The 24,991-nt window shown below is 70.4% G+C and carries 22 protein-coding genes, 3 tRNA genes and 2 pseudogenes; 12 read left to right on the forward strand and 15 right to left on the reverse strand.

The window, feature by feature from the left end; all coding sequences use genetic code 11:
• Positions 1-84: 84 nt before the first annotated feature.
• The 5 genes from ACF1A1_RS03825 (at position 85) to ACF1A1_RS03845 (ending at position 4,825) form a co-directional block, all read left to right on the forward strand.
• Positions 85-1,095, forward strand: a complete 1,011-nt coding sequence (locus ACF1A1_RS03825) for a Bug family tripartite tricarboxylate transporter substrate binding protein (protein ID WP_391645099.1) — start codon at positions 85-87, stop codon at positions 1,093-1,095.
• On the forward strand, positions 1,092-1,625 hold the full coding sequence (locus ACF1A1_RS03830; RefSeq protein ID WP_391645101.1) for a tripartite tricarboxylate transporter TctB family protein: 534 nt from the start codon (positions 1,092-1,094) through the stop codon (positions 1,623-1,625). Before ACF1A1_RS03825 ends, ACF1A1_RS03830 begins: the two co-directional genes overlap by 4 nt.
• The gene (locus tag ACF1A1_RS03835) at positions 1,625-3,124 is read left to right on the forward strand and encodes a tripartite tricarboxylate transporter permease (protein WP_391645103.1); all 1,500 of its coding nucleotides are present in this window, start codon (positions 1,625-1,627) and stop codon (positions 3,122-3,124) included. The genes ACF1A1_RS03830 and ACF1A1_RS03835 overlap by 1 nt, the downstream gene beginning before the upstream one ends.
• A gap of 24 nt (positions 3,125-3,148) precedes the next feature.
• Positions 3,149-3,544 (forward strand): universal stress protein, encoded by a 396-nt coding sequence (locus tag ACF1A1_RS03840; protein ID WP_391645105.1) that lies wholly within the window; start codon positions 3,149-3,151, stop codon positions 3,542-3,544.
• Between the two features lie 141 nt (positions 3,545-3,685).
• The gene (locus tag ACF1A1_RS03845; RefSeq protein ID WP_391645107.1) at positions 3,686-4,825 is read left to right on the forward strand and encodes a DUF475 domain-containing protein; all 1,140 of its coding nucleotides are present in this window, start codon (positions 3,686-3,688) and stop codon (positions 4,823-4,825) included.
• Positions 4,826-4,892: 67 nt separating this feature from the next.
• Here ACF1A1_RS03845 and ACF1A1_RS03850 read toward each other — a convergent pair.
• The 8 genes and pseudogenes from ACF1A1_RS03850 to ACF1A1_RS03885 all read right to left on the reverse strand — a co-directional run.
• A pseudogene (locus ACF1A1_RS03850) lies at positions 4,893-5,336 on the reverse strand (urease subunit gamma); the annotation flags it as partial.
• 60 nt (positions 5,337-5,396) lie between these two features.
• The gene (locus tag ACF1A1_RS03855; RefSeq protein WP_391645109.1) at positions 5,397-6,221 is read right to left on the reverse strand and encodes an ABC transporter ATP-binding protein; all 825 of its coding nucleotides are present in this window, start codon (positions 6,219-6,221) and stop codon (positions 5,397-5,399) included.
• Positions 6,221-8,062 carry a dipeptide/oligopeptide/nickel ABC transporter permease/ATP-binding protein gene (locus ACF1A1_RS03860; RefSeq protein WP_391645111.1) on the reverse strand — a complete coding sequence of 614 codons (1,842 nt, stop codon included), beginning with the start codon at positions 8,060-8,062 and terminating at the stop codon, positions 6,221-6,223. The genes ACF1A1_RS03855 and ACF1A1_RS03860 overlap by 1 nt, the downstream gene beginning before the upstream one ends.
• A complete protein-coding gene (locus ACF1A1_RS03865; protein WP_391645113.1) occupies positions 8,052-9,083 on the reverse strand; it encodes an ABC transporter permease in 1,032 nt (343 codons plus the stop codon). Before ACF1A1_RS03865 ends, ACF1A1_RS03860 begins: the two co-directional genes overlap by 11 nt.
• A complete protein-coding gene (locus tag ACF1A1_RS03870) occupies positions 9,080-10,507 on the reverse strand; it encodes an amidase (RefSeq protein ID WP_391645115.1) in 1,428 nt (475 codons plus the stop codon). The genes ACF1A1_RS03865 and ACF1A1_RS03870 overlap by 4 nt, the downstream gene beginning before the upstream one ends.
• Before the next feature lie 126 nt (positions 10,508-10,633).
• Entirely contained in the window at positions 10,634-12,214 is a 1,581-nt protein-coding gene (locus tag ACF1A1_RS03875; RefSeq protein ID WP_391645117.1) for an ABC transporter substrate-binding protein, read from the reverse strand.
• 262 nt (positions 12,215-12,476) lie between these two features.
• The gene (locus tag ACF1A1_RS03880; protein ID WP_391645119.1) at positions 12,477-13,094 is read right to left on the reverse strand and encodes a TetR/AcrR family transcriptional regulator; all 618 of its coding nucleotides are present in this window, start codon (positions 13,092-13,094) and stop codon (positions 12,477-12,479) included.
• Positions 13,095-13,622: 528 nt separating this feature from the next.
• The gene (locus ACF1A1_RS03885) at positions 13,623-14,882 is read right to left on the reverse strand and encodes a DUF418 domain-containing protein (protein ID WP_391645121.1); all 1,260 of its coding nucleotides are present in this window, start codon (positions 14,880-14,882) and stop codon (positions 13,623-13,625) included.
• 250 nt (positions 14,883-15,132) lie between these two features.
• Here ACF1A1_RS03885 and ACF1A1_RS03890 point away from each other — a divergent pair.
• Both ACF1A1_RS03890 and ACF1A1_RS03895 read left to right on the forward strand, forming a co-directional pair.
• A pseudogene (locus ACF1A1_RS03890) lies at positions 15,133-15,556 on the forward strand (ABC transporter ATP-binding protein); the annotation flags it as partial.
• A 299-nt stretch (positions 15,557-15,855) separates the two neighbouring features.
• Positions 15,856-16,230: a hypothetical protein gene (locus ACF1A1_RS03895; RefSeq protein ID WP_391645123.1), complete on the forward strand. Its 375-nt coding sequence runs from the start codon at positions 15,856-15,858 to the stop codon at positions 16,228-16,230.
• A 187-nt stretch (positions 16,231-16,417) separates the two neighbouring features.
• Here ACF1A1_RS03895 and ACF1A1_RS03900 read toward each other — a convergent pair whose 3' ends face one another.
• Both ACF1A1_RS03900 and ACF1A1_RS03905 read right to left on the reverse strand, forming a co-directional pair.
• On the reverse strand, positions 16,418-17,530 hold the full coding sequence (locus ACF1A1_RS03900; RefSeq protein WP_391645125.1) for a sensor histidine kinase: 1,113 nt from the start codon (positions 17,528-17,530) through the stop codon (positions 16,418-16,420).
• Entirely contained in the window at positions 17,527-18,222 is a 696-nt protein-coding gene (locus ACF1A1_RS03905) for a response regulator (RefSeq protein ID WP_391645127.1), read from the reverse strand. The genes ACF1A1_RS03900 and ACF1A1_RS03905 overlap by 4 nt, the downstream gene beginning before the upstream one ends.
• A 209-nt stretch (positions 18,223-18,431) precedes the next feature.
• Between ACF1A1_RS03905 and ACF1A1_RS03910 the strand changes: the two genes are divergently transcribed.
• The 3 genes from ACF1A1_RS03910 to ACF1A1_RS03920 all read left to right on the forward strand — a co-directional run bounded on the left by ACF1A1_RS03910 (position 18,432) and on the right by ACF1A1_RS03920 (position 20,690).
• A complete protein-coding gene (locus ACF1A1_RS03910; RefSeq protein WP_391645129.1) occupies positions 18,432-19,667 on the forward strand; it encodes a DUF418 domain-containing protein in 1,236 nt (411 codons plus the stop codon).
• Positions 19,668-19,839: 172 nt separating this feature from the next.
• Positions 19,840-20,118: a hypothetical protein gene (locus tag ACF1A1_RS03915; RefSeq protein WP_391645131.1), complete on the forward strand. Its 279-nt coding sequence runs from the start codon at positions 19,840-19,842 to the stop codon at positions 20,116-20,118.
• The gene (locus ACF1A1_RS03920) at positions 20,064-20,690 is read left to right on the forward strand and encodes a hypothetical protein (RefSeq protein WP_391645133.1); all 627 of its coding nucleotides are present in this window, start codon (positions 20,064-20,066) and stop codon (positions 20,688-20,690) included. The genes ACF1A1_RS03915 and ACF1A1_RS03920 overlap by 55 nt, the downstream gene beginning before the upstream one ends.
• 357 nt (positions 20,691-21,047) lie before the next feature.
• On the opposite strand, the gene ACF1A1_RS03925 is transcribed toward ACF1A1_RS03920, so the two are convergent.
• Together ACF1A1_RS03925 and ACF1A1_RS03930 are read right to left on the reverse strand one after the other, a co-directional pair.
• Positions 21,048-21,824, reverse strand: a complete 777-nt coding sequence (locus ACF1A1_RS03925; protein ID WP_391645135.1) for a hypothetical protein — start codon at positions 21,822-21,824, stop codon at positions 21,048-21,050.
• A 227-nt stretch (positions 21,825-22,051) separates the two neighbouring features.
• Positions 22,052-22,639: an ALF repeat-containing protein gene (locus ACF1A1_RS03930; RefSeq protein WP_391645137.1), complete on the reverse strand. Its 588-nt coding sequence runs from the start codon at positions 22,637-22,639 to the stop codon at positions 22,052-22,054.
• A 621-nt stretch (positions 22,640-23,260) separates the two neighbouring features.
• On the opposite strand from ACF1A1_RS03930, the gene ACF1A1_RS03935 reads away from it, so the two are divergent.
• Positions 23,261-23,518, forward strand: coding sequence for a type II toxin-antitoxin system VapB family antitoxin (locus ACF1A1_RS03935; protein WP_356252029.1), 258 nt, complete (start codon positions 23,261-23,263; stop codon positions 23,516-23,518).
• A complete protein-coding gene (locus ACF1A1_RS03940) occupies positions 23,515-23,928 on the forward strand; it encodes a PIN domain nuclease (RefSeq protein ID WP_391645139.1) in 414 nt (137 codons plus the stop codon). The genes ACF1A1_RS03935 and ACF1A1_RS03940 overlap by 4 nt, the downstream gene beginning before the upstream one ends.
• A 506-nt stretch (positions 23,929-24,434) precedes the next feature.
• On the opposite strand, the gene ACF1A1_RS03945 is transcribed toward ACF1A1_RS03940, so the two are convergent.
• The 3 genes from ACF1A1_RS03945 to ACF1A1_RS03955 all read right to left on the reverse strand — a co-directional run bounded on the left by ACF1A1_RS03945 (position 24,435) and on the right by ACF1A1_RS03955 (position 24,842).
• Positions 24,435-24,508 (reverse strand) — tRNA-Ile (locus tag ACF1A1_RS03945).
• A 183-nt stretch (positions 24,509-24,691) separates the two neighbouring features.
• Positions 24,692-24,764, reverse strand: a tRNA-Asn gene (locus ACF1A1_RS03950).
• Between the two features lie 5 nt (positions 24,765-24,769).
• Positions 24,770-24,842: transfer RNA gene (locus ACF1A1_RS03955), tRNA-Asn, on the reverse strand.
• Between the last annotated feature and the right edge of the window lie 149 nt (positions 24,843-24,991).

The following is a 24,991-nucleotide window of genomic DNA, read 5'->3' on the forward strand; positions in this document are numbered from 1 at the left end:
TTCACTGCTCACACAACGGAGACGGGCTGTCCGAGGAATCGCACAATCATGGCGCCGGACCCGCCCATGCGAAAGAGATGAGCCATGAGAACTCGCAGAGCCGCACTTCTCGGCACTCTTGCCACCGCGTCGATGCTCGCCGCCAGTGCCTGCGGCGCCACCGCGGACACGAAGGAATCGGGGAGCGCGGGGGCGGGCGACAAGCCCGTCACCGGACTGCGCCTCATGGTGCCCAACACTCCGGGCAGTGGCTACGACGTCACCGCCCGGACCGTCTCCCAGGCGATGCAGGACTCCAAGGTGGCGTCCGGTGTCCAGGTGTACAACCTGCCCGGTGCCGGCGGCACCGTGGGCCTGCAGCGCCTGGTGAACGAGAAGGGCAACGGCAAGCTGGCCATGCAGATGGGCCTGGGGGTCGTCGGTGCCGCGTACACCTCCAAGTCGGCGGCGACGCTGACCGACACCACGCCGCTCGCCAGGCTGATCGAGGAGGCCGGCGCGATCGTCGTGTCGAAGGACTCCCCGTACAAGACGATCGACGACCTGGTCACCGCGTGGAAGAAGGACCCCAGGAAGGTGCCCGTGGGCGGCGGCTCCTCGCCGGGCGGCCCCGACCACCTGCTTCCGATGCAGCTGGCGAAGGCCGTCGGCATCGAGCCGAAGAAGGTCAACTACGTCGGGTACGACGGCGGCGGTGAGCTGCTGCCCGCCATCCTCGGCGACAAGGTCGCCTTCGGCGCCAGCGGATTCGGCGAGTTCCTCGACCAGATCGAGGCCGGACAGGTGCGGGTGCTGGCGGTGACCAGCGAGAAGCCGATCGACGCGGTGAAGGACGCCCCGACGCTCAAGGACTCCGGGATCGACCTGGTCTTCACCAACTGGCGCGGCATCGTGGCCCCTCCGGGGATCACCGACGCCCAGAAGAAGACCTGGATCGACGCCCTGACCAGGATGCACGACTCCCAGCAGTGGAAGGACGAGCTGACCAAGCGCGGCTGGACGGACGCCTTCGTCACCGGTGACGAGTTCGGCACCTACCTGAAGGAGCAGGACAAGGCCGTCGCCGACCTGCTGGCAGAGCTCGGGCTGGCATGAGCTCCCGGACGGACGAACGGAGTGTGCAGGACACCCGTCCGCCCGGAGGCGGGGACCGCGCACAGTACGGAGTGTGCGCGTTCCTCGCCCTGCTGGGCGCGGCCGTCATCGTGGACGGGCTCGGGACCGCGCAGGTCACCAGCAGCACCGACCCGATCGGGCCGCGCGCGGTGCCGGTGCTCCTGGGTGTGCTGCTCCTGGTGGTCGCCGTGCTGTACGCGGTCGACGTGGCCCGGGGCGGCCGCGGTGAGCCGGAGGCCGGCGAGGACGTCGACCTCTCCCAGGGCAGCGACTGGCGCACGGTGCTGATGCTCATCGCCGCTTTCGTGGTGAACGCGGTGCTGATCGAACCGCTCGGCTGGGTGATCAGCGGCACGCTGCTCTTCTGGGGCACCGCCTTCGCCCTCGGGAACCGGCACTACGTCCGCAACCTGCTGATCGCGGCGACGCTGTCCCTCACCACGTTCTACGCCTTCGCCATCGGACTGGGCGTCAACCTCCCGGCCGGTGTGCTGCAAGGGATCCTGTGATGGAAAACCTGAACAACCTCATGCAGGGCTTCGCGGACGTCATGGACCCGATGAACCTGCTGCTGGCGCTGATCGGCGTCCTCGTCGGCACCGCCGTGGGCGTGCTGCCGGGCATCGGCCCGGCGATGACGGTGGCCCTGCTGCTGCCGGTCACCTACGGCATGGAGCCGGTGCAGGCGTTCATCATGTTCGCGGGCATCTTCTACGGCGGCATGTACGGCGGCTCGACCACCTCCATCCTGCTGAACACCCCCGGCGAGTCGTCCTCGGTGGTGACGGCCATCGAGGGCAACAAGATGGCCAAGGCCGGCCGGGCCGCGCAGGCGCTGGCCACCGCCGCGATCGGCTCCTTCGTGGCGGGCACGATCGGCACGCTGTTGCTGGTGCTGGTCACCCCGTTCGTGGTGGACTTCGCGGTCAGCCTGGGCGCGCCGGACTACTTCGCCCTGATGCTGCTGTCGTTCATCGCGGTCACCTCCGTGCTGGGCTCGTCACGCGTGCGGGGTCTGATCTCGCTGCTGCTGGGCCTGACCATCGGCCTGGTCGGCATCGACGCGGTGTCCGGACAGCAACGGCTCACCCTGGGCATCCCCCAGCTCGCCGACGGCATCGACGTGGTCGTCGTGGCCGTCGGCATCTTCGCCGTCGGCGAGGCGCTGTGGGTGGCGGCGCATCTGCGGCGCAGGCCCGCCGAGATCATCCCGGTCGGCAGGCCGTGGATGGGCAGGAAGGACTGGAAGCGGTCGTGGAAGCCCTGGCTGCGGGGCACGGCGTACGGTTTCCCGTTCGGTGCGCTCCCGGCAGGCGGTGCGGAGATCCCGACCTTCCTGTCGTACGCGACGGAGAAGCGGCTGACCAAGCACCCCGAGGAGTTCGGCAAGGGCGCGATCGAGGGCGTGGCCGGTCCGGAGGCGGCGAACAACGCCTCCGCGGCGGGCACCCTGGTCCCGATGCTGGCCCTCGGGCTGCCGACGAACGCGACCGCCGCGGTCATGCTCGCGGCATTCCAGTCGTACGGCATCCAGCCCGGGCCGCTGCTGTTCGAGCGTGAGGCGAGTCTCGTCTGGGTGCTGATCGCCAGCCTGTTCATCGGCAATCTGCTGCTGCTCCTGCTGAATCTGCCGCTCGCGCCCGCCTGGGCGAAGCTGCTGCGGATTCCGCGCCCCTATCTGTACGCGGGAATCCTGTTCTTCGCGTCGATGGGTGCCTACGCCGTCAACGCACAGCCCCTGGACCTGTTCCTGCTGCTGTTGCTGGGGCTGCTCGGGTTCGCGATGCGGCGGTTCGGACTGCCGGTGCTGCCGCTGATCGTCGGCGTCATCCTCGGCCCGCGGGCCGAGTTGCAGGGACGGCGCTCCCTGCAACTGTCGGGCGGCGAACTGTCCGGGCTGGTGGGCGGACCTGTGTCCTACGCCGTCTACACGGCGATCCTGCTGGTGCTCGTCTGGCCGCTGGTCCGCCGGTTCGCCGTACGTCGCCCGCGTGAGCGACATGCCTGAGAGTGCCTGGGAGGGAGAGCAGACATGACCGTACTGGTCGGATACGTACCCTCACCCGAGGGTGAGGCCGCGCTGCGCGCGGGCATCGACGAGGCCCGGCTGCGCGGCGAGAAGATGCTGGTGGTGAACACCTCGCGCGGTGACTCCTACGTGGACCCGCGCTTCGCTCAGGAGCCCGATCTGGCCCATGTCCGCGCGGACCTGGCCGCGTTGGGGATCGAGTTCGACATCCGCCAGGTGCTCGGCGGAGGCGACGCCGCCGAGGAGATCATCGACCTGGCGGAGCAGGCCGATGTGTCCCTGGTGGTGATCGGGCTCCGGCGCCGGAGCGCGGTCGGCAAGCTGATCATGGGCTCCGCCGCGCAGCGGATCCTGCTGGGGACCGGCTGCCCGGTCCTCGCCGTGAAGGCCGACTCCTGAAGAACCCGGCCACCCGGGTGGCCGGCTCGAGAGGGCACCCCCCGCGCGCCGGCGGGTGCCCTCGGCCGGCCGACTCCATGACACCGGCGACGCCGTGGGCTGTCAGCCCCTCGGAACTCACTCTCACCGTATGGGACAAGGATGATCTTGAGAACATTCGGCTGGTCATTCGCCGTCACGGCGCTCGGCCTCGCCTTCGCCGCGTGGCAGTGGGGATGGGAGGCGTTCGGGATCGTACTGCTCCTGTCGATCCTGGAGATCTCGCTGTCCTTCGACAACGCCGTCGTCAATGCCGGAATCCTGAAGAAGATGAACGCCTTCTGGCAGAGGATCTTCCTCACCATCGGCGTTCTGATCGCGGTGTTCGGTATGCGGCTGGTCTTCCCGGTCGTGATCGTCGCCATCAGTGCCAAGGTCGGTCCCATCGAGGCGGTCGAGCTCGCCATCGACCAGCCCGAGCGGTACGAGGACCTCGTCACCGACGCCCACCCCGCCATCGCGGCGTTCGGCGGCATGTTCCTGCTGATGATCTTCCTCGACTTCATCTTCGAACACCGCGACATCCAGTGGCTCGGCCGGCTGGAGCGGCCGTTGGCCAGGCTCGGCACGATCGACATGCTGTCGGTCTGCGTCGCGCTCATCGTGCTGCTGGTCTCCGCGACGACGTTCGCCACCCACGCACACGTCAGCACCGGCCATGCGGACAAGTCCGCCACGGTGCTGCTCTCCGGCGTCGCCGGTCTGATCACCTACCTGGTCGTGGGCGGCCTGTCCGGATACTTCGAGGACAAGCTCGAAGAAGAGGAGGAGCACGAACACGAGGCGGAGGAGAAGGCCAGGGCCGAGGGCAAGCCGGTCCCGGCGGTCGCCCTCGCCGGCAAGGCCGCGTTCTTCCTCTTCCTGTACCTGGAGGTCCTGGACGCGTCGTTCTCCTTCGACGGAGTGATCGGCGCCTTCGCCATCACCAACCACGTCTTCTGGATGGCGCTCGGCCTCGGTGTCGGCGCCATGTACGTCCGCTCCCTCACGATCTACCTGGTCCGCCAGGGCACCCTGGACGACTACGTCTATCTGGAGCACGGCGCCCACTACGCCATCGGTGCCCTCGCCACGATCCTGCTGATCACCATCCAGCACCAGATCAGCGAGATCGTCACCGGCCTGATCGGCGTCTTCCTGATCGCGGCCTCGTTCCTGTCCTCCGTGCGCCGCAACAAGGCGCTCGAGGCGTCCGAGGCGTCCGAGGGCAGAGGCCCCGCCCAGGACCGGGGCGCGTTCTGACGTCGGCCGACGGGCGGCCGGATCCGGTGCCGCCCTTGCGGCAGGACAGCGGGTCCTTCCGTCCCCTGCGTGTCCCCTGGCGATCTCCCGAGCCCGCCATGGGGCCACCGCCGACGGGGCCCCTGCCGCGGCCCGCAGGGGCGGCGCCAGTCGGGTGGCGGCGACCGCCGTGCGGTAGTCGGCGGCCGTGCAGGGCCAGGGGTGCCAGGGGACGCGGGAAGTGGAAGTGGGAAGTGACGGAGACGGGCACGGTGGCGGTGTTGGTGACCGTCAGCCGGACGGCCGCCTCGGGCTCGGCGTGCCCGGGCCCGGGCAGCAGCGCGCCCGGAGCCCGCTCACCGAGACTCCCGCCGATCGGCTCGCTCACGACCGCGAGCCGCGAACCGTCGTCGAAGACCGCCTCGACATGCACCTCGGTGACGACGTCCGCGACACCCGGCAGCACGTCGTCCGGGCCCGGCACGGATCTGGCGCGCTCGACGGCCTCCGCGAGCCGGGCACCGTCGCGGGCACGACCCGCCGACCGGCATGGGCCGGTCGACGGTCCGGAAGCCGCACCGCGTCCGGTCATTCACGTCGTGGCGGGCTCGTCGTCGAGGCGGAACCTCGGGTCGCCCGGGACGGACGCAAGGAGTTGAGCGGTGTACGGGTGGTTCGGCTCGGCGAAGGTCTCCCCGGTCGGGCCGAGTTCGACGAGGTCGCCGTGCAGCAGGACCGCGACCGTGTCGCTCACGTGCCGGACGACGGCCAGGTCGTGCGAGATGAACAGCATCGTCAGCGAGAGCCGACGGCGCAGATCGGCGAGCAGGTTGAGGATCTCGGCCTGGGTCGTCAGGTCGAGGGCCGAGGTGATCTCGTCGGCGATGACGAACCGGGGACGCGGTGCCAGGGCCCGTGCGATCGCCAGCCGCTGCCGCTGACCGCCGGAGAACTCGTGCGGGTAGCGGTCCATGCTGTCCGGGTCGAGGCTCACCTGGCCGAGCAGTTCGGCGATCCGGGTCCGGGCCGGTTTGACCCTGGCCCGGATCGGATCGAGTGCCTCGGCGAGGGACTGCGCGACGGTGCGCCGCGGATCGAACGAGGAGTACGGGTCCTGCGGGATCATCTGGACCGTGGCGGCTCCGGCCCGTCCGCGCGCGGTGCGCAGCGGGGCGCCGTCCACGAGGATCCGACCGCTCGACGGCCTGTGGACGCCGACCAGTGTCCGCGCGAGCGTCGTCTTGCCCGACCCGGACTCGCCGACGAGTGCGAGGGTGCTGCCCCGGGGGATGTCGAACGAGACTCCCTTGAGCACCCTGCGGGCCGCGGCGCCGTGGCCGAGGTCGACGGTGAGGTCCTCGACGCGCAGCAGCGTGGCGGCCGTCTGCGGGTCCGGTGCGGTGGCGGTGGCGGACATCAGCGGCTCCCTTCCGCGGCCGGGGGGCGGTCCGCGGCTTTGTCGAAAAGGTCGTCCGGCGGCGTTCCGTTCGGCTGCGCCGCGTGCACGTCGGCCGTCCATCGGACCGCGCTGAGGGTTCCGCCGGCCTCGACCGCGGCGGGCGTCGCCGCGAGCAACGCGCGGGTGTACGGGTGGGTGACCGTCCCCCGGCGCAGGTCGCCGCCCGTCGTCCTGTCGACGACCCGGCCGCCGTGGAGCACCAGGACGGTGTCACAGAGCACGCCGACCACGCCGATGTCGTGCGAGATGAACAGCATCGCCGTGCCGTGCTCGCGGTTGATGCGCCGGAACTGGCGCAGCACCTCCGCCTGGACGGTGACATCGAGGGCGGTCGTCGGTTCGTCGGCGATGAGCAGCCGCGGGTTCGTCGTCATCGCGGAGGCGATCGAGGCACGCTGGAGCATGCCGCCGCTCAGCTCGTGCGGGTGCTGGCGCAGCCGCCGGTCGGGCTCGGTGACGTGGATGTCTGCCAGGGCGCGGACCATGTCCTGCGCGGCCTGACGCCGGGGCGTCCCCAGGTGCACCCTGGCCACCTCGGTGAGCTGGGTGCCGAGCCTCAGCGCGGGGTTGAACGTGCCGATCGGGTCCTGGTAGACGATGCCGATCTCGGTCGCGAGGCGTCGCTCCGGCGGTGTTCCGAGCAGGTCGAGGTCGCCGAGGGCGAGGCGCGACGCGTTCGCCCGCACACCCTCTGGGAGCAGGCCCGCGACCGCCATGGCGATGGTGGACTTGCCCGAGCCCGACTCCCCGACGAGGCCTACGATCCGACCGGCCCCGATGGTGAACGACACGTCGTCGACGAGTGTCCGGTCACCGGCCCGCACGGTCAGCCCGGCGACGGTCAGCAGACCGTCCGGCTCCGCGCCGGCCGCCGCCCCCGCACCGCCCGACGTCTGAAGCGCCCGAGGCGCCTGTGCCGGGTCAGCCGGTCCCGCCGCGTCCGCCGTCCCGCCCGTTGCGGGCGCTGTGCCGCGGGTTCGCGGATCGACGAGCGACGCCACGCCGTCTCCGAGGAGCATGGCGCCCACACCGGTGACGATGAGCATGATCGACGGAGCGAGGACGACCGACGGCTGGGCGAAGATCGACGGCAGCGCCTCGTTGAGCAGTCGGCCCCAGTCGTACTGCGGGCTCTGCACACCGAGGCCGACGAACGACAGACTGCTGATGTCGAGCAGGGACAGGGTGAAGCTCGAACCGAGGAGCACCAGCAGAGGCCCGCTGATGTTCGGCAGGACATGGCGGCCCAGGATGCGCAGGCCGGGAACGCCGAGCAGGCGCGCGGTGAGCACGTAGTCCTTGTCCGCGACGGTCGCGGCGAGATTCGCCGTCAACCGTGCGAACCCGGGGACCCCGGCGATGGCGATCGCGACGATCGCGGACCCCATGCCCGGTCCGAGCACCGCCGCGATGACGAGGGCGAGCACGAGCGAGGGGAAGGCCACCGCCGAGTCGATGAGCCGCAGACAGGTCTCGCGCAGCCACCCGGGGGCCAGGTGGACGAGCGCGCCGATCGCGACGCCGACGACGAACGAGGCGGCGGTGGCGGCGGCGGCCATGAGCAGGGTGAGCCGGGTCGCGACGAGGGCCCGGGCGAGGACGTCACGGCCGAAGGCGTCGGTGCCGAGGAGATGCTCGGCACCGGGCCCCAGCCGGGCGTCGTCGGTGAGGGTCTCGGCGGAACCGCTCAGCAGCGGCGGGGCCACGAGGGCCACGACGAGGAGCAGTCCGAGGATCACGGCGCCGGACAGCAGCGAGGGGTTGCGGCGCCATCGGCGCGCGGTCGCGTCAGTGGCCACGACGACCTCCCTCGAGAGTGCGGGGGTCGACGATTCCGAGGATGACGTCGACGAGGAGGTTGACGAGCAGGGCGAGCATGCCGACGACGAGGATGATGCCCTGGATCACCGGATAGTCCGTGTAGATGATCGCCTGGACGACCTCGGTGCCGAGCCCGGGATAGGTGAAGACGTTCTCCAGGATGATCGTCCCGCCGAGCAGGGACGTGAGGACGAGACCGCTCAGGGTGAGGACACTCGTCACGAGGTTGGGCAGTGCGTGGCGGAGGTGGAGGCGCACGGATCCCAGGCGGTGGCCGCGGGCGGTCCTCATGTAGTCCTGGGCGAGCACCGAGGCCGTCTCCTGCCGGACGACCCGGGCGATGGCGAAGGCCGGGCCGATGCAGAGCGCGGCGATCGGCAGGACGAGCGCGCTCGGCGTCGTGGCGCCGCCGGACGGCAGCAGCCCGAGGCTGATCGAGAACAGGACGATGAGGAGGGTCGCGACGACGTAGACCGGCGCCGACGCCAGGAGCCCGGCGACCGTGCCGAATCCGACGCCGAGCCGGCGGCAGCGTCCGTCACGGGTGAGGACACCGACGGTCATGCCCAGCGGGACGGCGATGACCAGGGAGAGCAGGACGGCCGGGATGACGAGCTGGACGGTGTACGGCAACCGGGTCGCGACGATGTCCGCGACCGGGGTGTCGAACCGGAACGAGGTGCCGAGGCGTCCGGACGCGATGTCGCCGAGGTAGTGGACGAACCGCGTCGCCAGCGGCTCGTCGAGGCCCAGTCGTTCGCGTATCGCCGCGAGCGTGGCCGGGGACGAGTTGGTGCCGGCGATCGCTCGGGCCGGGTCCCCGGGCAGCAGGGGCACGATGAGGAACGTCACGAGGACGAGCAGCAGCATGGACATCAGCAGGCCGCCCGCCCGGCGGACGGCGAACCCGGCCCAGCCACCGCGCAGCCGCAGCCGGGGGATGCGCCGGACGGGTGCGGCCGGCAGCGGCCCGGTCGGGACGGCGGCCCCGGCGCTCATAGCGCCCCCACGAGTGCCGCGTCGTCCGGATGCCGCTCGTACCAGTGGAACCGCGGTTCGAGCTGGGCAGAGAGTCGCAGCAGCGTCGCCTCGTCGTAGGGCGCGCCGACGAGTTGCGCACCGACCGGCAGTCCGTCCGCGGTCGTGTGGACGGGCAGCGAGACGGCGGGCAGCCCGGCGATGTTGACCCACGCGGTGAACGAGACCATCCGGGTCTCGGTGTGCCGCGGGCCGTCCGGGTCGGAGTTCGCCTCGTCGTACACAGGGCCGACCGGTGGCGCCACGACCGCCGTGGTCGGGGTGAGGAGAACGTCGAAGTCCCGGCCCCACTGGGCGACCACCTCGCGTGACTCGGCCTGCAGACGGGCCGCCGCCCGGGCGTAGTCGCCCGCGGTGACCTCGAGGGCGGTTTCCCGGCGGCGCCGGATGTAGGGGTCCACCGCATCGGGATCGTCGACCTCGATGGCGTAGGTGGAGGCACTGATGATCGTCCAGGTGAAGCCCATGATCGCCTCGTACGAGAACATCTTCGGGCGGGCCTCGACGACGTCGTGTCCCAGGTCGCGCAGTGCCTGCGCGGCCGTCAGCGCCGCCTTGAGGCACTCCTCGTCGACCGGCAGCCCGGTCGGCGCGTCGAGGAGCAGGCCGATCCGCAGCCGCCCGGGATCGGCACCCACCTCCTCGATGTACGGGCGACGCGGTTCGGGCGCGCTGTACCAGGCGAGCCGGTCGGCACGGCCCATGACGTCGAGCATGAGGGCCGCGTCGTGCACGGTGCGGGTGATCGCGCCTTCGGTCGTGGAGTGTTCCCAGCCCCGGACGAACGCGGGCACGCGTCCCCGACTCGGTTTGAGGCCCACGAGGCCGGTGACGGACGCCGGGACCCGGATCGATCCGCCGCCGTCGGAGGCGTGTGCCACCGGGGCCAGCCCGGCAGCGACGGCCGCCGAAGCGCCGCCGCTCGACCCGCCGGAGGTGTGCGCCGGATTCCACGGGTTGCGTGTCTTGCCGTGCCGGGCGTTCTCGGAGACGGTCAGAGCGCCGAACTCCGGTGAGTTCGTCCGGCCGAGGGGGATCGCGCCGGCATTCAGGAGGAGCTGGACGTCGGGGTCCGTGACCATCTGCGGAGTGTCCCGGATGGCCAGTGAGGACATCGTGTTGGGTTGTCCCGCGACGGAGTTGAGGTCCTTGATGGGGACGGGGACGCCGTGCAGCGGGCCGAGCGGATCGCCGCGCAGCACCGCCTGCTCGGCCCGGACGGCCGCCGCGCGCACGGCTTCGGCGTCGAGCCAGACGACGGCGTTGACGACGGGATTGATCCGCTCGATGCGGTCGAGGTAGGTCTCGGCCACCTCCACCGGGCTGACCTCTTTCGTGCGCACGAGGTCGGCGATCTGCTGGGCGGTACTGAATGGGTCGATCACCAGAGGGCTCCTGTCGGAAAGGTGCAAGGGTCTCGGCGCGGGGCGGCGGAACGGCGCGGGGAGTCTCCGTGCCGGACGGTCGGGTCCGGCCGCGGGGGTCTTTGCCGTGTGCGGGCAGCCAGTCCGTCAGCCGGTGATGCGCAGGATGGGGTCGTCGAGCGAGCCGCCGAGCATCTGTGCGCTGAAGCCCTTGCGCAGCGCGTAGATGAACGGGTCGTTGACCAGCGGCACCGCGTCCACCTGCGAGATCACGGCCTTGGCGGCCTTCTGGTAGGCGGCGCAGCGGGCCTTGTCGGTCGTCGCCTCGGCGCCCTGGGCGAAGGCCTTGTTCAACGCGGGGTTCTTCACCGCGCCGAGGTTGCCGCCGCCTTCGGGGACGGTCGGGCCCACGAAGTGGGCGAGCGGGCCCGCGAGGCTACCGAGGAAGTTGAGGTCGGCGAAGACCGTGAGGTCCCAGGCGTCAGGCTTGCCGAACACGGTCCCGACCCAGGCCCCGACGTCGACGTTGGCGAGGGTGACGTCCGCGCCCGCGGCCCGCAGCGCCTCCTGGATGTACTGGTTTCCGGCGCCGGCGGGCCCGACGACCTGGGGGCCGACGAGGCGGATCTTCTTGCCCTTGAGCACGGCCGCCGCCGCGGCTTTGTCCGTCGGTACGAGGAAGGAGGTGCTCGGGTCGTTACAGGGAGTGCTCTTCTGCACGAACATCGTCGACGGCTCACCCGTGTCCTTCGAGACGACCTTGGTGAAGGCGGCGCGGTCGACGGCCTGGGCGACTGCCCGGCGGGTGGCGACGTCCGCGAAGACCGTGCCGGGTCGTTCGTTGAAGAGCAGGTAGAAGTCGGAGAACCGGCTGATGCTCACGCTGTGGCCGCCCACGCCGTCGAAGCGCGGGATGCCGGAGGCGTCGATCTTGCCGATGTCGAGCTGGCCGCTTGTCACCAGGTTGCCTGTCGCCGTCGGGTCGGGCGAGACCAGGTACTCCAGGGTCTTGGCGACCTTGCCGGAAATCTTCGTGCGCCAGGCCGGCCATGCCTTGTACTCGGGGCGAAGCGTGTATGAGTACGAGACGCCGGACTGGGACTTCTGAAGAAGGTAGGGGCCGGACTGCGAGCCCGTGGCTTTGCCGGCAGCAAGGGCCTTGAGGTCCTTGAGTCCCGCCGGGCAGACGATGCCCGTGCTGGCGATCGACAGGCCTGTGACCATGTCGCCCCATGGTTTGGCGAGCGTGATTTTCACAGTGTGCGCCGTGTCGTCGGCGGTCACTCTCACCGTGTTGCCGGGGCCGAAGACCGTTGGAAGATCGGGCGCCGCCGTCTTCGGGTCGACGTAGCGGTCGAGGGACGCCTTGACGACCGTCGGCGTGATCGGCGTCCCGTCGGCGCACGTAGCGTCGGTGCGCAGGGTGAACGTTGCCGAGGTCGGCGTATTCGTCCACTTGGTGGCCAGCCCGCCGACGAGCCCGCCGTCGTCCTTGCGCACGAGGGTGTCGTAACTGTTCCGGGCGAGCAGGTAGTCCGGCAGTGACAAGGCCTTGGCCGGGTCGAAGCCGGCCGGCACGTCGATCGTCGTCCGGATCTTCGTCCCGGTTGCGGCACCGCCGCTGCTCGGGTCTCCGGACGTCGATCCCGTCGTGGTGCAGCCGGCGAGCACGGCCGTCATGGCGACGGCTGCGGTCACAGGGACAGCGCGGGTACGGGTCTGGCGCATGGGTGCTCCTGGAGAGGGAGTCGGGCTCTGCGCAGGTCGCATGGGATCGGGCGGGATCGGGAGAGACGAGCGCGAGCAGTTCAGGGCGGAGGCGGTGCGCGCGGCCCTCGGTGGGCGCCGCCTAGGAGCGAGCCGTGGAGCAATCGGTGTGGAGAGGATGCAGCCAAGTGAACGACGTAGTCAATAGCGTTAACTATCTTTGTGCGCGCCACGCGCGGAACGTTGCTGGGCGGTAGCCGTGAAGCCTGGCAGAGGGCGCGCGTCAGTCGCGCGGGAGCGTCGCCGCCTCCGCCTCGAGGGCCGCCAGGAGGATGTCCATCTGTCGGTGGAAGACGTCGGTCATGTCGATGCTGCGCAGGTGTTCCTTTGCCGCCTCGGCGTAGGGGTACGTGGTCGGATCCGCCGGCTGGTACTCCTGCACCCAGTTCACTTCGGCGCCGAACCGCTGGTTGACGAGCCGCCAGGCGTTGTTGCTCGCCATGGCGAGGATGAAGTTCGAGAACGCCTGGTAGTGCAGGACGGCCGCCCGTCCGCGCCAGCCGCCGCGGTGGAACGCTTCCAGGACCGCGTCGACGGCGCGCAACTCGTGAACGCCTCGGGTGACTCTCCCCATGCAGAGCGCGGCGGCCGCCGGGTGGTCCAGCGCGGTGTTCCAGGCACGGATCGCCAGGTCCCGCAGCGACTCGGTCCACGACTCGTGCGGCTCGTACCCCTCGAGGGAGATCCTGTCGAGCTCCTCGGCGACGGCGACCATGATGTGGTCGCGATTCGCGAAGTGCCGGTAGACCGCGGTTGCGGAGGAGGACAGTTCCTTGCCGAGTCGCTGGAAGGTCAGCGCGTCCGGCCCGTCTTCGTCGAGGATCCGCAGCGCAGCCCCCACGATGAGCCCCTGGGAAAGGGTTCCCCGTTGGAGCCGCTTCGTCGACCGGCCCCCGGCAACTGCCACTCGAACGCCTCCCTCGGACGGACGGCGAGCGCACGCTGCCGCGGCCTGCGCCTCTTTACCGGCGACAATGAGACCAGCCTATGCGACCGGTTTTGAGGGGGTCATCCTGGACCCGGTCACCGGGGGTGGCCATGCCCGCGACCATCCCCCGGTCACGGTCCCCACAGGAGAAGGAGGTGTGCCGCGAGGCAGGTGAAGCTGACGACATCCTGACCCGAAGGAACGCCGAGAAGGACGGCAAGCGGTCTTGTCCGGAGTGGTGAGCGTCCGCGGACCGGCGCCTTCGCCGCCACGATCAGCTGAACGCGGGCCCTGCCGCGCCCGCCAGGCACAGCAACGGACGAGTGACCGTCGCCGACCACCTCATCGACACCTCCGCCCTCGCCCAGCAGCGGCAGATGCTGGATCCATGAGCGGCCCGGGCCGGGGTGGAGTGTGGAGGTTCACACCCCGGCCCGGGTCTCATCGGATGTGCTTCGCAGGCTTGGTGGCGGCGTTGAGCAGGTACTCCAGGGGGCCGCGGCGGAAGAAGCGGGACCAGATCGCGGCGAACAGGATGGCTGCGAGGACGTACATGATCAGGGGCAGCCAGGACTGCTGGGTGCCGGTTCCGGCGGGCGTGGACAGTGCGGTCTGTGCGAGGAAGTGGCCGACGTAGGCGGTCAGGGACATGGTGCCCACGGCGATGACCGGCTTGGCCAGGCGGCGCAGTCGCGGCAGGCGGTCCATCGCCACCGTCGCGCCCACGATCACGAGGATCGCGATTCCGACGCTGCCGATGATGTCGAACGTGGTGCCGCTGTGCGGGCCGGCCGTCAGGAGCGTCGACGACGGCATGTCGGGGAACGACCCCCCGTCGGGCACCGACCCGCTGTCGAGGGGCACCGACCCGGAGCCGCCGGACGACGGCCCGTCTTCCGCGAGGCTCCGCAACGCGCCCTTGCCGGCGAGCAGCAGGGACATGCCGTAGGCGGCCGCGGTCAGGGTGGCGCCGAGCACGGCCAGGCGCTTCTGGATGGTGCCGCAGGAGAGGTCCAGGCGGCCCAGCGCCATGCCCGCGATGACGAACGACATCCAGGTGAGCGCCGGGTAGAAGCCGGTGAGCAGCAGATCGAGGACGCCGACCTCGCTGAGGTGGCGGAGCGGGTCGTAGGTGTTGATGCTCTGCTGAACCGACGGGGTCAGCAGCGAGGTGAGGACGAACGCCAGCTGCGGTGTGACGAGGGCGAACGCGGCCGCGATGATCGCGAGGTTCCTGGCGCTCAGTCGCACCAGGGGCAGGGCGAGGAGGAAGTAGACGCCGTAGAAGCCGAGGATGATCACGCCCCCGTACTCCATCGCCATCACGGTGCCCAGCGCCAGCAGGATCACGGCGCGGATCGCGATGCGGGCCCTCGCCTGCCGGCCCGCCCGGCCGGTCTTGGGCTCGCGGCGGCCGGCGAGCAGCATCAGTGAGAACCCGGCGAGGGTGGCGAACAGGACCGACGAGTGGCCGTCCGACATGTATCGGATCCAGCTGGCGACGCCAGTGGTGGCGGACAGCGGGGGGCCGATGTGCACGACGTACATGCCGAACACCGCCAGCGCGCGGGCCAGGTCCACCCCGACGAGGCGTCCCATCGAGGGACCGGGCGCGGCCGGGGACTCGGGGGAGGTCTGGGGCGGCGGAGGCGAGTTCTCCTGCGGAGCTGACGTCTCCTGCGGCGGCTGTGTCTGTGTCATACGGAGAACCTCGCGTGGGCGTCCGGGGGCGGACCATCCGGCAGTCTTCGGGCTCTCTCCCGCCGATCGGCGGGTACCGCCCTGCCGACCGGCGGAGTCTCGTCCGACCCGTCGGTCCGGTGTGACCGGACGGACGGTGTTGTTCAGCCACTTGGCGGGGGTGGACCCGACGGTTGCCGGATGGGCGCGTGGCGGCCGGGCTTGAAGGCTGGAGGCATGACAGACCGCGCCGGCACGAGGAGCGCGAGGACTGCCCCGCACGAAGCTCGACACCCTCGTGGAGCGTCTGCCCCACGGCCTGGACGCCCCGGTCGGCCATCGCGGCTCGAAGCTGTCGGGCGGTGAGCGGCTGGGGGTCCCCCCGCCGAAGGTGGGGGGGCATCGCCATCGCCCGCGCCGTCCTGCGCAAGCCCCGGCTGCTGCTGTTGGACGAGGCGACCTCGCAACTCGACGCCGTCAACGAGTCGGCGCTGCGGGACGTCATCGCGGACGTGGCCCGGGAGACCACTGTGCTGGTGGTGGCCCACCGCCTGTCGACGGTGACGGGCGCCGACCGGATCGTCGTCATGGACGCCGGCCGGGTCCGGGCCGTGGGCACCCATGAGGAACTGGTGGACCAGGACCGGCTGTACGCGCGGCTGGCGGCCACCCAGCTCCTGGCCCCCGCGCGATGACCCACCACACGCAGGGTTGTCCGGTCGTCCACTGCCCCGGTCCCGGCCGGACAACCCACGCACCGACACCCACGAAAAGCCAAGACCCCGAAAGGCCGCCTGTGCGCACCGAGTCCGCCATCCGTTGCAGACGTGGGCTAGGCCCTGTCGTCGCCGAGCAGGCGGGAATGTGACGACAGGGCCTAGGGGACCGGCCGGCCCAGCCGACTGCGCTGTTCGGTGGCGTGTACGGGCTCCTGGTGTCGAGTTCGGCCGTTGCCGCGCTCACGCAGTTCGGCGAGGTGACTCGAGCGGCGCGCATGGACGACGCCGTGTGGGTCCTGTTCACCGCCCTTGCCTCGGCCCTGGCTCATGGGTACGCCCACCAGATCGCCCACCGCGACGCGCAGGGCCATCCCGGCGTACGAGGTGTGGTGCGTGCCGTGCTCGCCGAATGGCCGCTGGTAGTGGCGGCGCTGCCCACCACACTGCTGCTGTGCGGGGCGGGCCTTGGCTGGTGGCGCTCCGCAGGCATCGAGTACGTCGCCTTCGGAATCAACACCGTCCTGCTGCTGGGCTGGGGCCTGCTCGCCTCCCGGGCCGCAGGCCGTACGTGGGGACGAGCCGTCAGGATCGGCGGTACTGACGCGCTCTTGGGAGTGGCCGTCGCCTTGGTCAGCACCCTGCTGAAATGAGGTGGCGATCAGGACTGTCAGCCTGTTGCCGGGATCCTCACCGGGCTGACGTGGCACCGGACACGGTCAGGACGGGGAGCTGGACGAGCGGGCGAGCCGGCGGAGCCCGGTCCAGGGGCGCCGGCGTCCGTTGCCGGCCGCGGCTCACGCGTGGGTCTTGTGAGCCGCAAGCCGACGGAACAGCATGTCAGTCCGCGCTGAGGGGAATCCTCAGCCGCACCCGGTAGCCGCCCTGCGCGGTCGGGCCCGCGTCCAGGGTGCCGTGCAGGATCTCGGCCCGTTCGCGCAGACCGACCAAGCCCTGCTGCGATCCGGGCAGGGAGAGGGAGGGGCGCGTGGGAGGGGTGTTGGTGACGGTCACTCCCATACCGTCCGCGTCCTGCCACAGCTCCACGCGAGCGTTGGCGCCGGGGGCGTGCTTGCGGACGTTGGTCAGCGCCTCCTGGACCGTGCGGTAAAGGGCGCGTTGGGTGGGTGTGCCCACGGTGGCCGGCAGCTCACCCGTCAGCTCCGTGTGAGTGCCGCTGGATTCCACCAGTTTGCGCAGGTCGGCCAAGGTGGGCTGCGGCGTCAGCTCGGTGGATCTGCCGCCGGAGGCGCGCAGCAGCGTGACCATGGTGCGCAGCTCGTCGAGGGTGGTGACGCTCAGCGAACGGATCGTGCGGGCGGCCTCCTTGGCGTCCGCGTCCTTGGCGGCGACCTGCAACGCCCCGGCCCGTACGGCGATCAGGCTGACCTGGTGGGAGACCACGTCGTGCATCTCGCGGGCCAGCTGGGCGCGTTCACGGGCGAGCACGGCCTGGGCGTGCAGGGTCCGCTCGTGCTCCCTGGCCTCCTCGACCTCGGCCAGCCGCCGCGCCAGGTCCCGTCGTGCCTGGAGAAGCTGGCCGAAGAGGACCGGGGCGACGCTGGTTGCCAGGCCGTACACGAAGAAGACCAGCGTCATGGTCCGGTCCGCCTCGGCCAGGGGCCACGGCGTACTGCTCGCGACGGCGGCCAGGACGACGCACACCGCGAGGAGACGGCGGTTGCGGGAGCGTTCGGCCAGCGTGAACAGCGCCGCGAGCACAGCGACGGCGACATCCTGCATCAGTGCGATGGGCAGGGTGAGCAGGAAGACGCCGAGCGGGAACCTGCGCCGGAACGCCAACGCGGCGCAGCCGACCGCGGCCAGCGTGGCCTCGGGGCGCGTGTGCTCCCACATGTCCACCACCAGCACATCCACGGCCGCCACCGCCACCAGGACGATGTCGACGACCGGCGCGGGAACCCGCTGCCACACGGCACGGGCACGGCTCATCGGCCGGCCTCCGACCGCGTGCGCTCGTCGAGCAGCCCGGCCCGCTGCGCGAGCAGCGCGGCCTGCACCCGGCTCGTCACCCGCAGCTTCGTGAGGATCGCGCTGACGTGGTCCTTCACCGTGCCCGCCCCCAGGTGGATGCGCGCCCCGATGTCGGCGTTCGACAGCCCCTCCGCCACCAGGACGAGGACGTCGCGCTCCCGCGCGGTGAGCAGCCGGACCCGCGCGGCCTCCTCGTCGACGGCCGCTTCGGTGCCGGGATGGCTGTGCAGCAGCGTCCGCGACGCCTTGGGCGACAGCACCACACCGCCCGCGACCAGGGTCCGCACCAGGTGGGCCAGCTGTTCCGGCTCCGTGTCCTTGAGCAGGAAACCGGCCGCACCGGAGTGCAGCGCGGTCAGGATGTACTCGTCGGCGTCGAACGTCGTCAGCATCGCCACCACCGGCGGATCCGGCATCGTCCGCAACTCGCGCAGGACGGTGAGCCCGTCGACGTCCGGCATCCGGATGTCCAGCAGCACCACGTCCGGCCGCTCCCGCCGGACGGTCTCCACCGCCTCGCCGCCGCTCGTGGTCGCGACGACCTCGATGTCCTCGGACGCGCCCAGAATGAGTTCGAAGCCCGAGCGGACGAGTGCCTCGTCGTCGACCACCACTACCCGGATCACGCGCTCCGCCTCACCCTCGTTCATGCCTACGGCCCATGCCGACTCGACCCTAAAGCCACGCAGAGCCCTTGCGACCCGGCGAGCGGCAGCTCCAGCCACACGGCGGGGTAGCACCCACCACTCGGCAGGGACACGGCAGCCTTCTGCCGGATAGTCCATGATCGGCCCGAGTTTCCACCCTGAGGGCCATGACCCAGCACCCAGACTCCCGGCCCCTTAGGGGTCCTTTCACTATGCCCGCCCGGGTCGCGCGACCTGATCGGACGCGCATAGTGAAAGGACCCCTTACGGCCGACGCGCCGTCCCCCGAACGCGAGCGCAGTGAGCCCTCGACCGGCGCGCCCGGCGTGGGCCGGCTGATCGGGCTGGACCTGGCCCGCGGCCTGGCCGTCTTCGGCATGTACGCGGTTCATGTGGGCCCCGCCCCCAGCCAGGGCGGGGTCATCGGCTTCATGATGGAGCTGGCGCAGGGCCGCTCCTCCGCCCTGTTCGCCGTCCTGGCCGGCTTCGCGGTCGCCCTGATCACCGGCCGCCGCACACCGAAGACCGGCCTGGCCGGCCGCCAGGCCGTCGCCAAGGTGATCATCAGGGCCGTGATCCTGATTGCCCTGGGCACCGCCCTGACCATGACCGGCACCCCGGTCGTGCCGATCCTCGCCTTCTACGGACTGTTCTTCCTGCTCGTGCTGCCGCTGTACCGGCTGGGCGCCAAGCCACTGGCGTTGCTCGCCGCAGGATGGGCCCTGATGGGTCCGCAGCTGCTGTACGCGCTGAAGCCGGTGGTCGGCGGCCGCGTGTTCCTCTCCTACGGCCAGGCCGACGGCCCCGTCTCGCTGTTCTTCACCGGCGGTTATCCGGCCCTGACCTGGGTCCCCTTCGTGATCGCCGGTATGGCCCTCGCCCGCTGCGACCTGGCTGCCACGTCCGTCCGGATACGCCTGGCCCTCACCGGCGTCGCCCTCGCCGTCACCGGCTACGGCGGCTCCTGGCTGGCGGTGCGTCTTGTACCCGGTGCCGCCGAAGCCGTCCGGACAGCCGAAGAGGGGCCGGGGATGTCGTCGGTGTCGTCCGTATCACCTGACAGCATCGGCATCTTCGGCGACACCCCCGCCGGGATGCTGGCCTCAGCCCCGCACAGCGAGGCGACCCTGTCCATCATGGCCGCCACGGGTGTGGCGATCCTTGTGATCACCGCGTGCCTGGCCGCCATGGACGGCTTCCCCAGGCTGCGCCGCCTGGCCAAGCCCGTCATCGCGGTCGGCTCGATGTCACTGACGGCGTACGTCTACCACATCGTCGCCATCTGGTTCCTGGACACCGAGCAATCGGCCGTCCCGCCGCTGCCCATCCTGCTCGGCCTCATCGCGTCCGTCACCGTCCTCGCCACCATCTGGTCCCGCTTCTTCCGGCGGGGGCCGCTCGAATGGCTGATGGGCAGGGCGACCGAGCTGGCCCACCGCATCCGATAAGACGCACCGAGGTGGGTCACTTCCCACGGATGCCGTTCCGACGCGAGTTCGGACGTCACCCCGCCGCTCGCCTTTCAGGCGGAGCGGAAGAACCGCCGGCTCGTAGTGAGCCTGCCGACCCGCGGCATCGCGGCGACCAGTACCGTTCGCCACCCTCGCCGGATTCTCGCTGGTGCTGATCACCGGCCGCCTGGAGCCGACGACCGGACTGGCGGGTCGGCAGGCGAAGGCCAGGATCGTGATCCGGGCCGTGATCCTGCTCGTGGTGGGCACCGCGCCGGCGATGACCAACTTCGACGGCGGCGTCATCATCAACTTCTACGCGGTGTACTTCCTGCTGGCCCTGCCCTGCTGCGGGCCAGGACCCTCGCGACCATCGCGGTCGCGCTCGCGGTCATGGCGCCGCAGGTGGCGTACTGCCTGCGGGCGCTGCTCAGCGAATCGATCGTGAACACCATCGACTCCTACGACCCGATCGCGCGCCTCTCCGGCGTGGGCGTGCTCGATCTGTCCTCGGGCGCCGTGCGGCGGCTGGCTGTGGTCGGTCCCGCGCTGATCGCGTTCGGACGAGGCGTCTCGTGGTTGACGCTCCGGCTGACCGGCGGCGCCAAGGAGATCATGGCCGGGTTGCCTGGCATGAAGGACTTCGACGTCCTCAAGGACCGCAGTGCCATGCAGGATCCCGGCATGGCAGAGGGATCCTTCGACCTGCCGATCGGCAGTGGGCTGTCGGACCCCGACGGCTGGGGGCTGCTGGCGGCCGAGCCGCACAGCGGTTCCACGTTCGGCCTCTTCGGCTGCCTGGGTGTCGCGATCACCGTGATCCTGTGCCTGACGGTGGCCGTGGACCGGCTGCCGGTGCTGCGCCGACTGGCAGCGCCAGTCATCGCCGTCGGAACCATGTCCCTATGGCGAACCGCGTCCGCTGAGCCCGGGCGGGCACCCCGGAAAGTCCGTACACCGGGAGTGACTGCTGCTCAACATCACAACCCTGCCGGTTCTGGTGCCGGGTCCCGTCGGTAAATCCAAGCCCGCCCGCGCCTGCACACCGGATCACGTCATCCGACGGATTATGAGTCCTTTGAGGATCTTGGCGGCCCTTGCGTCTCTACGCCAATCCATGGCGTTCTTGCAGGTCAGACGTGCTCTTCAGCGTTGGCGTTGGGATCAGCTGATCTTTGTCGCTCTGTTCCTGTCCTTGTGTCCTCAACACGGCCATTCAAGGGAGGTCTTCCCCGTGGGGTGCCTGCGGCCGGCGGTCCGCGCCCATGCGACGAGCCCGTTCTCGCGAGCCGACCGGAGCCGAATGCGGGGGGCGGATTCGGGGAGCCGCACACGTGGGAACCGTGCGCAGCGGGCAGAGCGCAGGGGCGGGCCCGATCAGTTGGCCGAGGTGTTCCGTGTCATCTCGGCTGCCTCGGTGATGGCGCGTTGTCTGAGATCGCCGAACAGCTGCATCGTGACGGCGGCCAGGACGTCGTCCCCGCCGACAGTCCGCCCGTCCCCGCGGCGGGTGGACAGGGCGAGGAGGGGGTCCTTGAGCAGCGGGGCCGGGGCTGGCTCGCCCGGCACCACCAGACTGACCGTCCCGAACCGCTTGACCCCGCCCTCGCGGACGACCTTGGCCGCGCCCCGGGCCAGGGCCGTCAGGAACACGCTCGCGATTCCGTCCAGGTCGCGGACCATCGCCGGGACGGCCCTCACCCCCCGGCTCCCCAGCAGCCTTCTCACCCCGGCCTCGAACCGGTGGGCGCCAGCCACACCACTCGGTGTACGCGCCCCGCGGCGCTCACGAAGAGACACGAGCGCACCATCGGCGTTGCGCACCTCGCCCATCAGGCCGTGGAAGGTCGGGCTGTGCAGGTACCACGCCGATCCCACCTCCACCTCGACGTTCCGGTCGATCGCCGAGATGAGGTCCTTGGGAATCAGCCTCGTCCTGGCCTCCTCGACCGCCGCGCTTCTCGCGCGGTCGATGATCTCCGTCAGCACGGTCCGCGTCACCGACGCGGCGGCCCACGCGGCCGGCCGGGAGACGTGCAACGAGGTCACGTCCCTGAACACCGCTTTGACGAGCTGAGGCTTGAACGGCAGGTCGGTCACGACGGAAGCGGTCTGCGGACCGCTGCGCTCGGTGCGTAGGAGTTGTGTGGTCATCGAAGAATGTGCTTTCTGCTGTCGGAGGTGTCAGTGGCCCATGCCGCACCGGGCGGCGAGACCACAGAGCTCTGCGGAGGGCGCCGAGCCGGCACAGGGTCTGCCGGGCGGGGCCGCCGGCACACAGAGGTGCAGGCGGCCCCGCCCGGATTCTCGGCGCTCCCGCGACCGGGCGTGCGGCAGGGGGCGCCACCCGGGCGACGCGCTGTGGTGCGACGCCGTGCCGGTCAGGCGACCTGGTACCTGCCGACTTCCAGGAAGTGGCGCAGTGCTTCGGGTGTGTTGTCGTCGAGGGCGGCGTTGGCTGCCGCGCGCAGGGCCGGGCTGATGGACGGGTCGGCGAGGATGCGGGCGATGGCGACGCGGTCGTCCTCGGCCTGGGCGATGCGGTAGCCGGTCTCCAGCCAGGCGCGCATCGCGTCGGAGTCATTGGCGTCCAGGAGGGCGTTGACCTCGGCGATGACGCGCCGGCCGCTGTCGGGGTCGGCGAGCAGGCGCGAGATGGCGACGCGGTCGTCCTCGGCCTGGGCGATGCGGTAGCCGGTCTCCAGCCAGGCGCGCATCGCCTCGGGGTCGTCGCGGTCCAGGAGGGCGTTGGCTTCTCGTGTCACACGCCGGCCGCTGTCCGGGTCGGCGAGGATCCGGGCTATGGCCACCCTCAGGTCGTCGGCGTCCGGCTCGTCCGCGGACGAGGACACCGCGGGGCCCGTCACCGCGGTCGGTGCCGCCGTGGCGGCGAAGGACGGGGTGGCGAGCAGGAGGGCCGGGGCGAGGATGCCCGCGGCGATGCCGGGCGCTACGCGATGCAGTCGCAAGGGGAATGCTCCTCTTCGTTTGCTACGGAGGTGAGTTGAGGACGCCTCAGGGCGTTCACTTCGGTGATGCTGCCACCTGGGTCTGACAGTGGCAGTCTCCCCGCTGCGGTCGCAGGGCACCGTCGCCGCGGACGTGGCCGGTGTTTCATGGCGGCGCGCCTTCGAGAAGGGCGGCCTTGAGCGCGGCTCGTGGCTGTCGGGGCATGATCGGGGCGAGACGATTCCTGGGGGCGGTCCGAGCGTGTGGTGGTGCGCGACGGGGTTCGGCTTGTCTGCCGGGACGCGGGCCGGGGGAGCCGGTTGTGCTGCTGCACGGCTTGGCCGGTCCTGCGGGCGAGTGGGAGGTGGTGGCCTCGCGGCTGATTGCCCGGTATCGGGGTCGTCATGGTCGATCAGCGCGGGCACGGCGCGAGCGAGCGTCATCGACGTGGGAGTGCCCGATCTGCTGTTCACCGGCTTCTACCCGACGATCACATGGATTCCGTTCGTGAGCGCCGGTACGGCGCTGGCCCGCCTCGACCTGTCCCAGACCGCCGTCCAGTGGCGCCGGGCCGCATTCGGCCATATACAAAAGATCTTGTATCTTGGTATACTCCAGTTGATATACATAGGAGGGCACCCATGAGTCGTACCGTGATCGACCTCGACGACGAGGCCTTGGAAGAAGCGGCCAAGGAACTCGGCACCACCACCAAGCGCGAGACCATCAACACCGCGCTGCGGGAAGTCACGGCCCGTTATAGGCGTCTGCGCGCGCTCGACGAAGCCCGCGAGCTGGTGACCGACGGCGCGCTGGACATGGACCTTCTCCTGGACAAGAGCAAGTACCGGCCCACGAGCACAGCCGACGCCGCCTCCGACACCGGAGCGCATGAGTGACCGTCGCCGATTACCTCATCGACACCTCCGCGCTCGTCCGCGTCCTGCTCCGCCAGAACACGGCCGACTGGGATGACAGGATCGGCGCCGGCCTCGTCGCGATCTGCGACATCACCGAACTCGAGGTCCTTTACTCAGCCCGTTCGGCCGCAGACCGTACGCGTGTGAAGGCGGCGCTCGACGCCCACTACGTCTGGTGCCCCATGCCGGACGGCGTCTACCGCCGCTCCCGAGTCGTCCAGGAACAGCTGACCGCCAAGGGTGAGCACCGCAGCGCGGGCCCCGTCGACCTCCTAGTGGCTGCCGCCGCCGAGGAAGCGGGTCTCACACTGCTCCACTGCGACCACGACTTCGACACCATCGCCCGCACCACGGGACAGCCGGTCCGCACGATCGACCTCAGGCAGTAGAGCCTCCACAGCCGCACAGTCGGCGATGAGGAACGGGGTGGCCCGCGGCAACGGCCTGTCGAGGACTCAGCCGAAACCCGGTCGCCCGAGCCACGGGAATGATCGGCCAACCAGGGAACTCGCCCGCGGCCCGTACCGTTCATCAACCTTGCTCGTGACCCCTTGCTCTCGGTCCCGGGTAGCCGAGGACGGGCACTTCGGATGGGTGCCGGGCAGCCATGGCACTGGGCCCGCAGCGTGCACGCTGCCTTGAGGTGACTCGAAGGCAGACTTCGCGATACCTGCGTCCTCACAGCGTCCTCAAGGACGCCTCCGGCTCCTCGCTGAAGCCGCTCTTGGGCTCCTTCCCCACCACGCTCCGGCGCATTCACGCAGGTCAGCGCAGTGCCTACCGCCACCCGTCGCTCGCCGTCGAACTCGCGAGCAGCGGATTCGGTCCGATGAGCCCGAGTTGACGTTCCGACACCTCAGAGGAGACGTTTCCGCAGGTCAGAGACCTGCACAGGTGGGGCGGGTGGGACTCGAACCCACGGCCGACGGATTATGAGTCCGCTGCTCTAACCGGCTGAGCTACCGCCCCATAGCGGCGTGTCGCGTACATGTGTGCGCGCCGTCTGCCGCAGCATAGCCGCTCATACGATCTCACGCTCCGCCTGGTCCGACGTCGCCCGACCGTGAGGACCGTCCTGCGACCTGCGTGGTTCCCACCCGTGTTGTGGAACCGACATGAAAAAGGACCCCTACGGGGTCCTCGATCACGATGCTCCCCCGACTGGACTCGAACCAGTAACCTGCCGGTTAACAGCCGGCTGCTCTGCCAATTGAGCTACGGAGGACCGAGCTCCCCCGACTGGACTCGAACCAGTAACCTGCCGGTTAACAGCCGGCTGCTCTGCCAATTGAGCTACGGAGGAATGCCTCGTTGCATCGAACGTGCCTACCTGGGTATTCGCCAGAGGGCGGGCGCTCGCTGCGACACATACATTAGCGCAAGCAGGGGGGTGCTCCGCCAATCGGTTCCCCCCCGGCACCGATGTCGCACCACAGACCTACACGAGGGAAG

It is taken from the genome of Streptomyces sp. NPDC014995 (genome assembly GCF_043080745.1).
GTDB lineage: Bacteria > Actinomycetota > Actinomycetes > Streptomycetales > Streptomycetaceae > Streptomyces.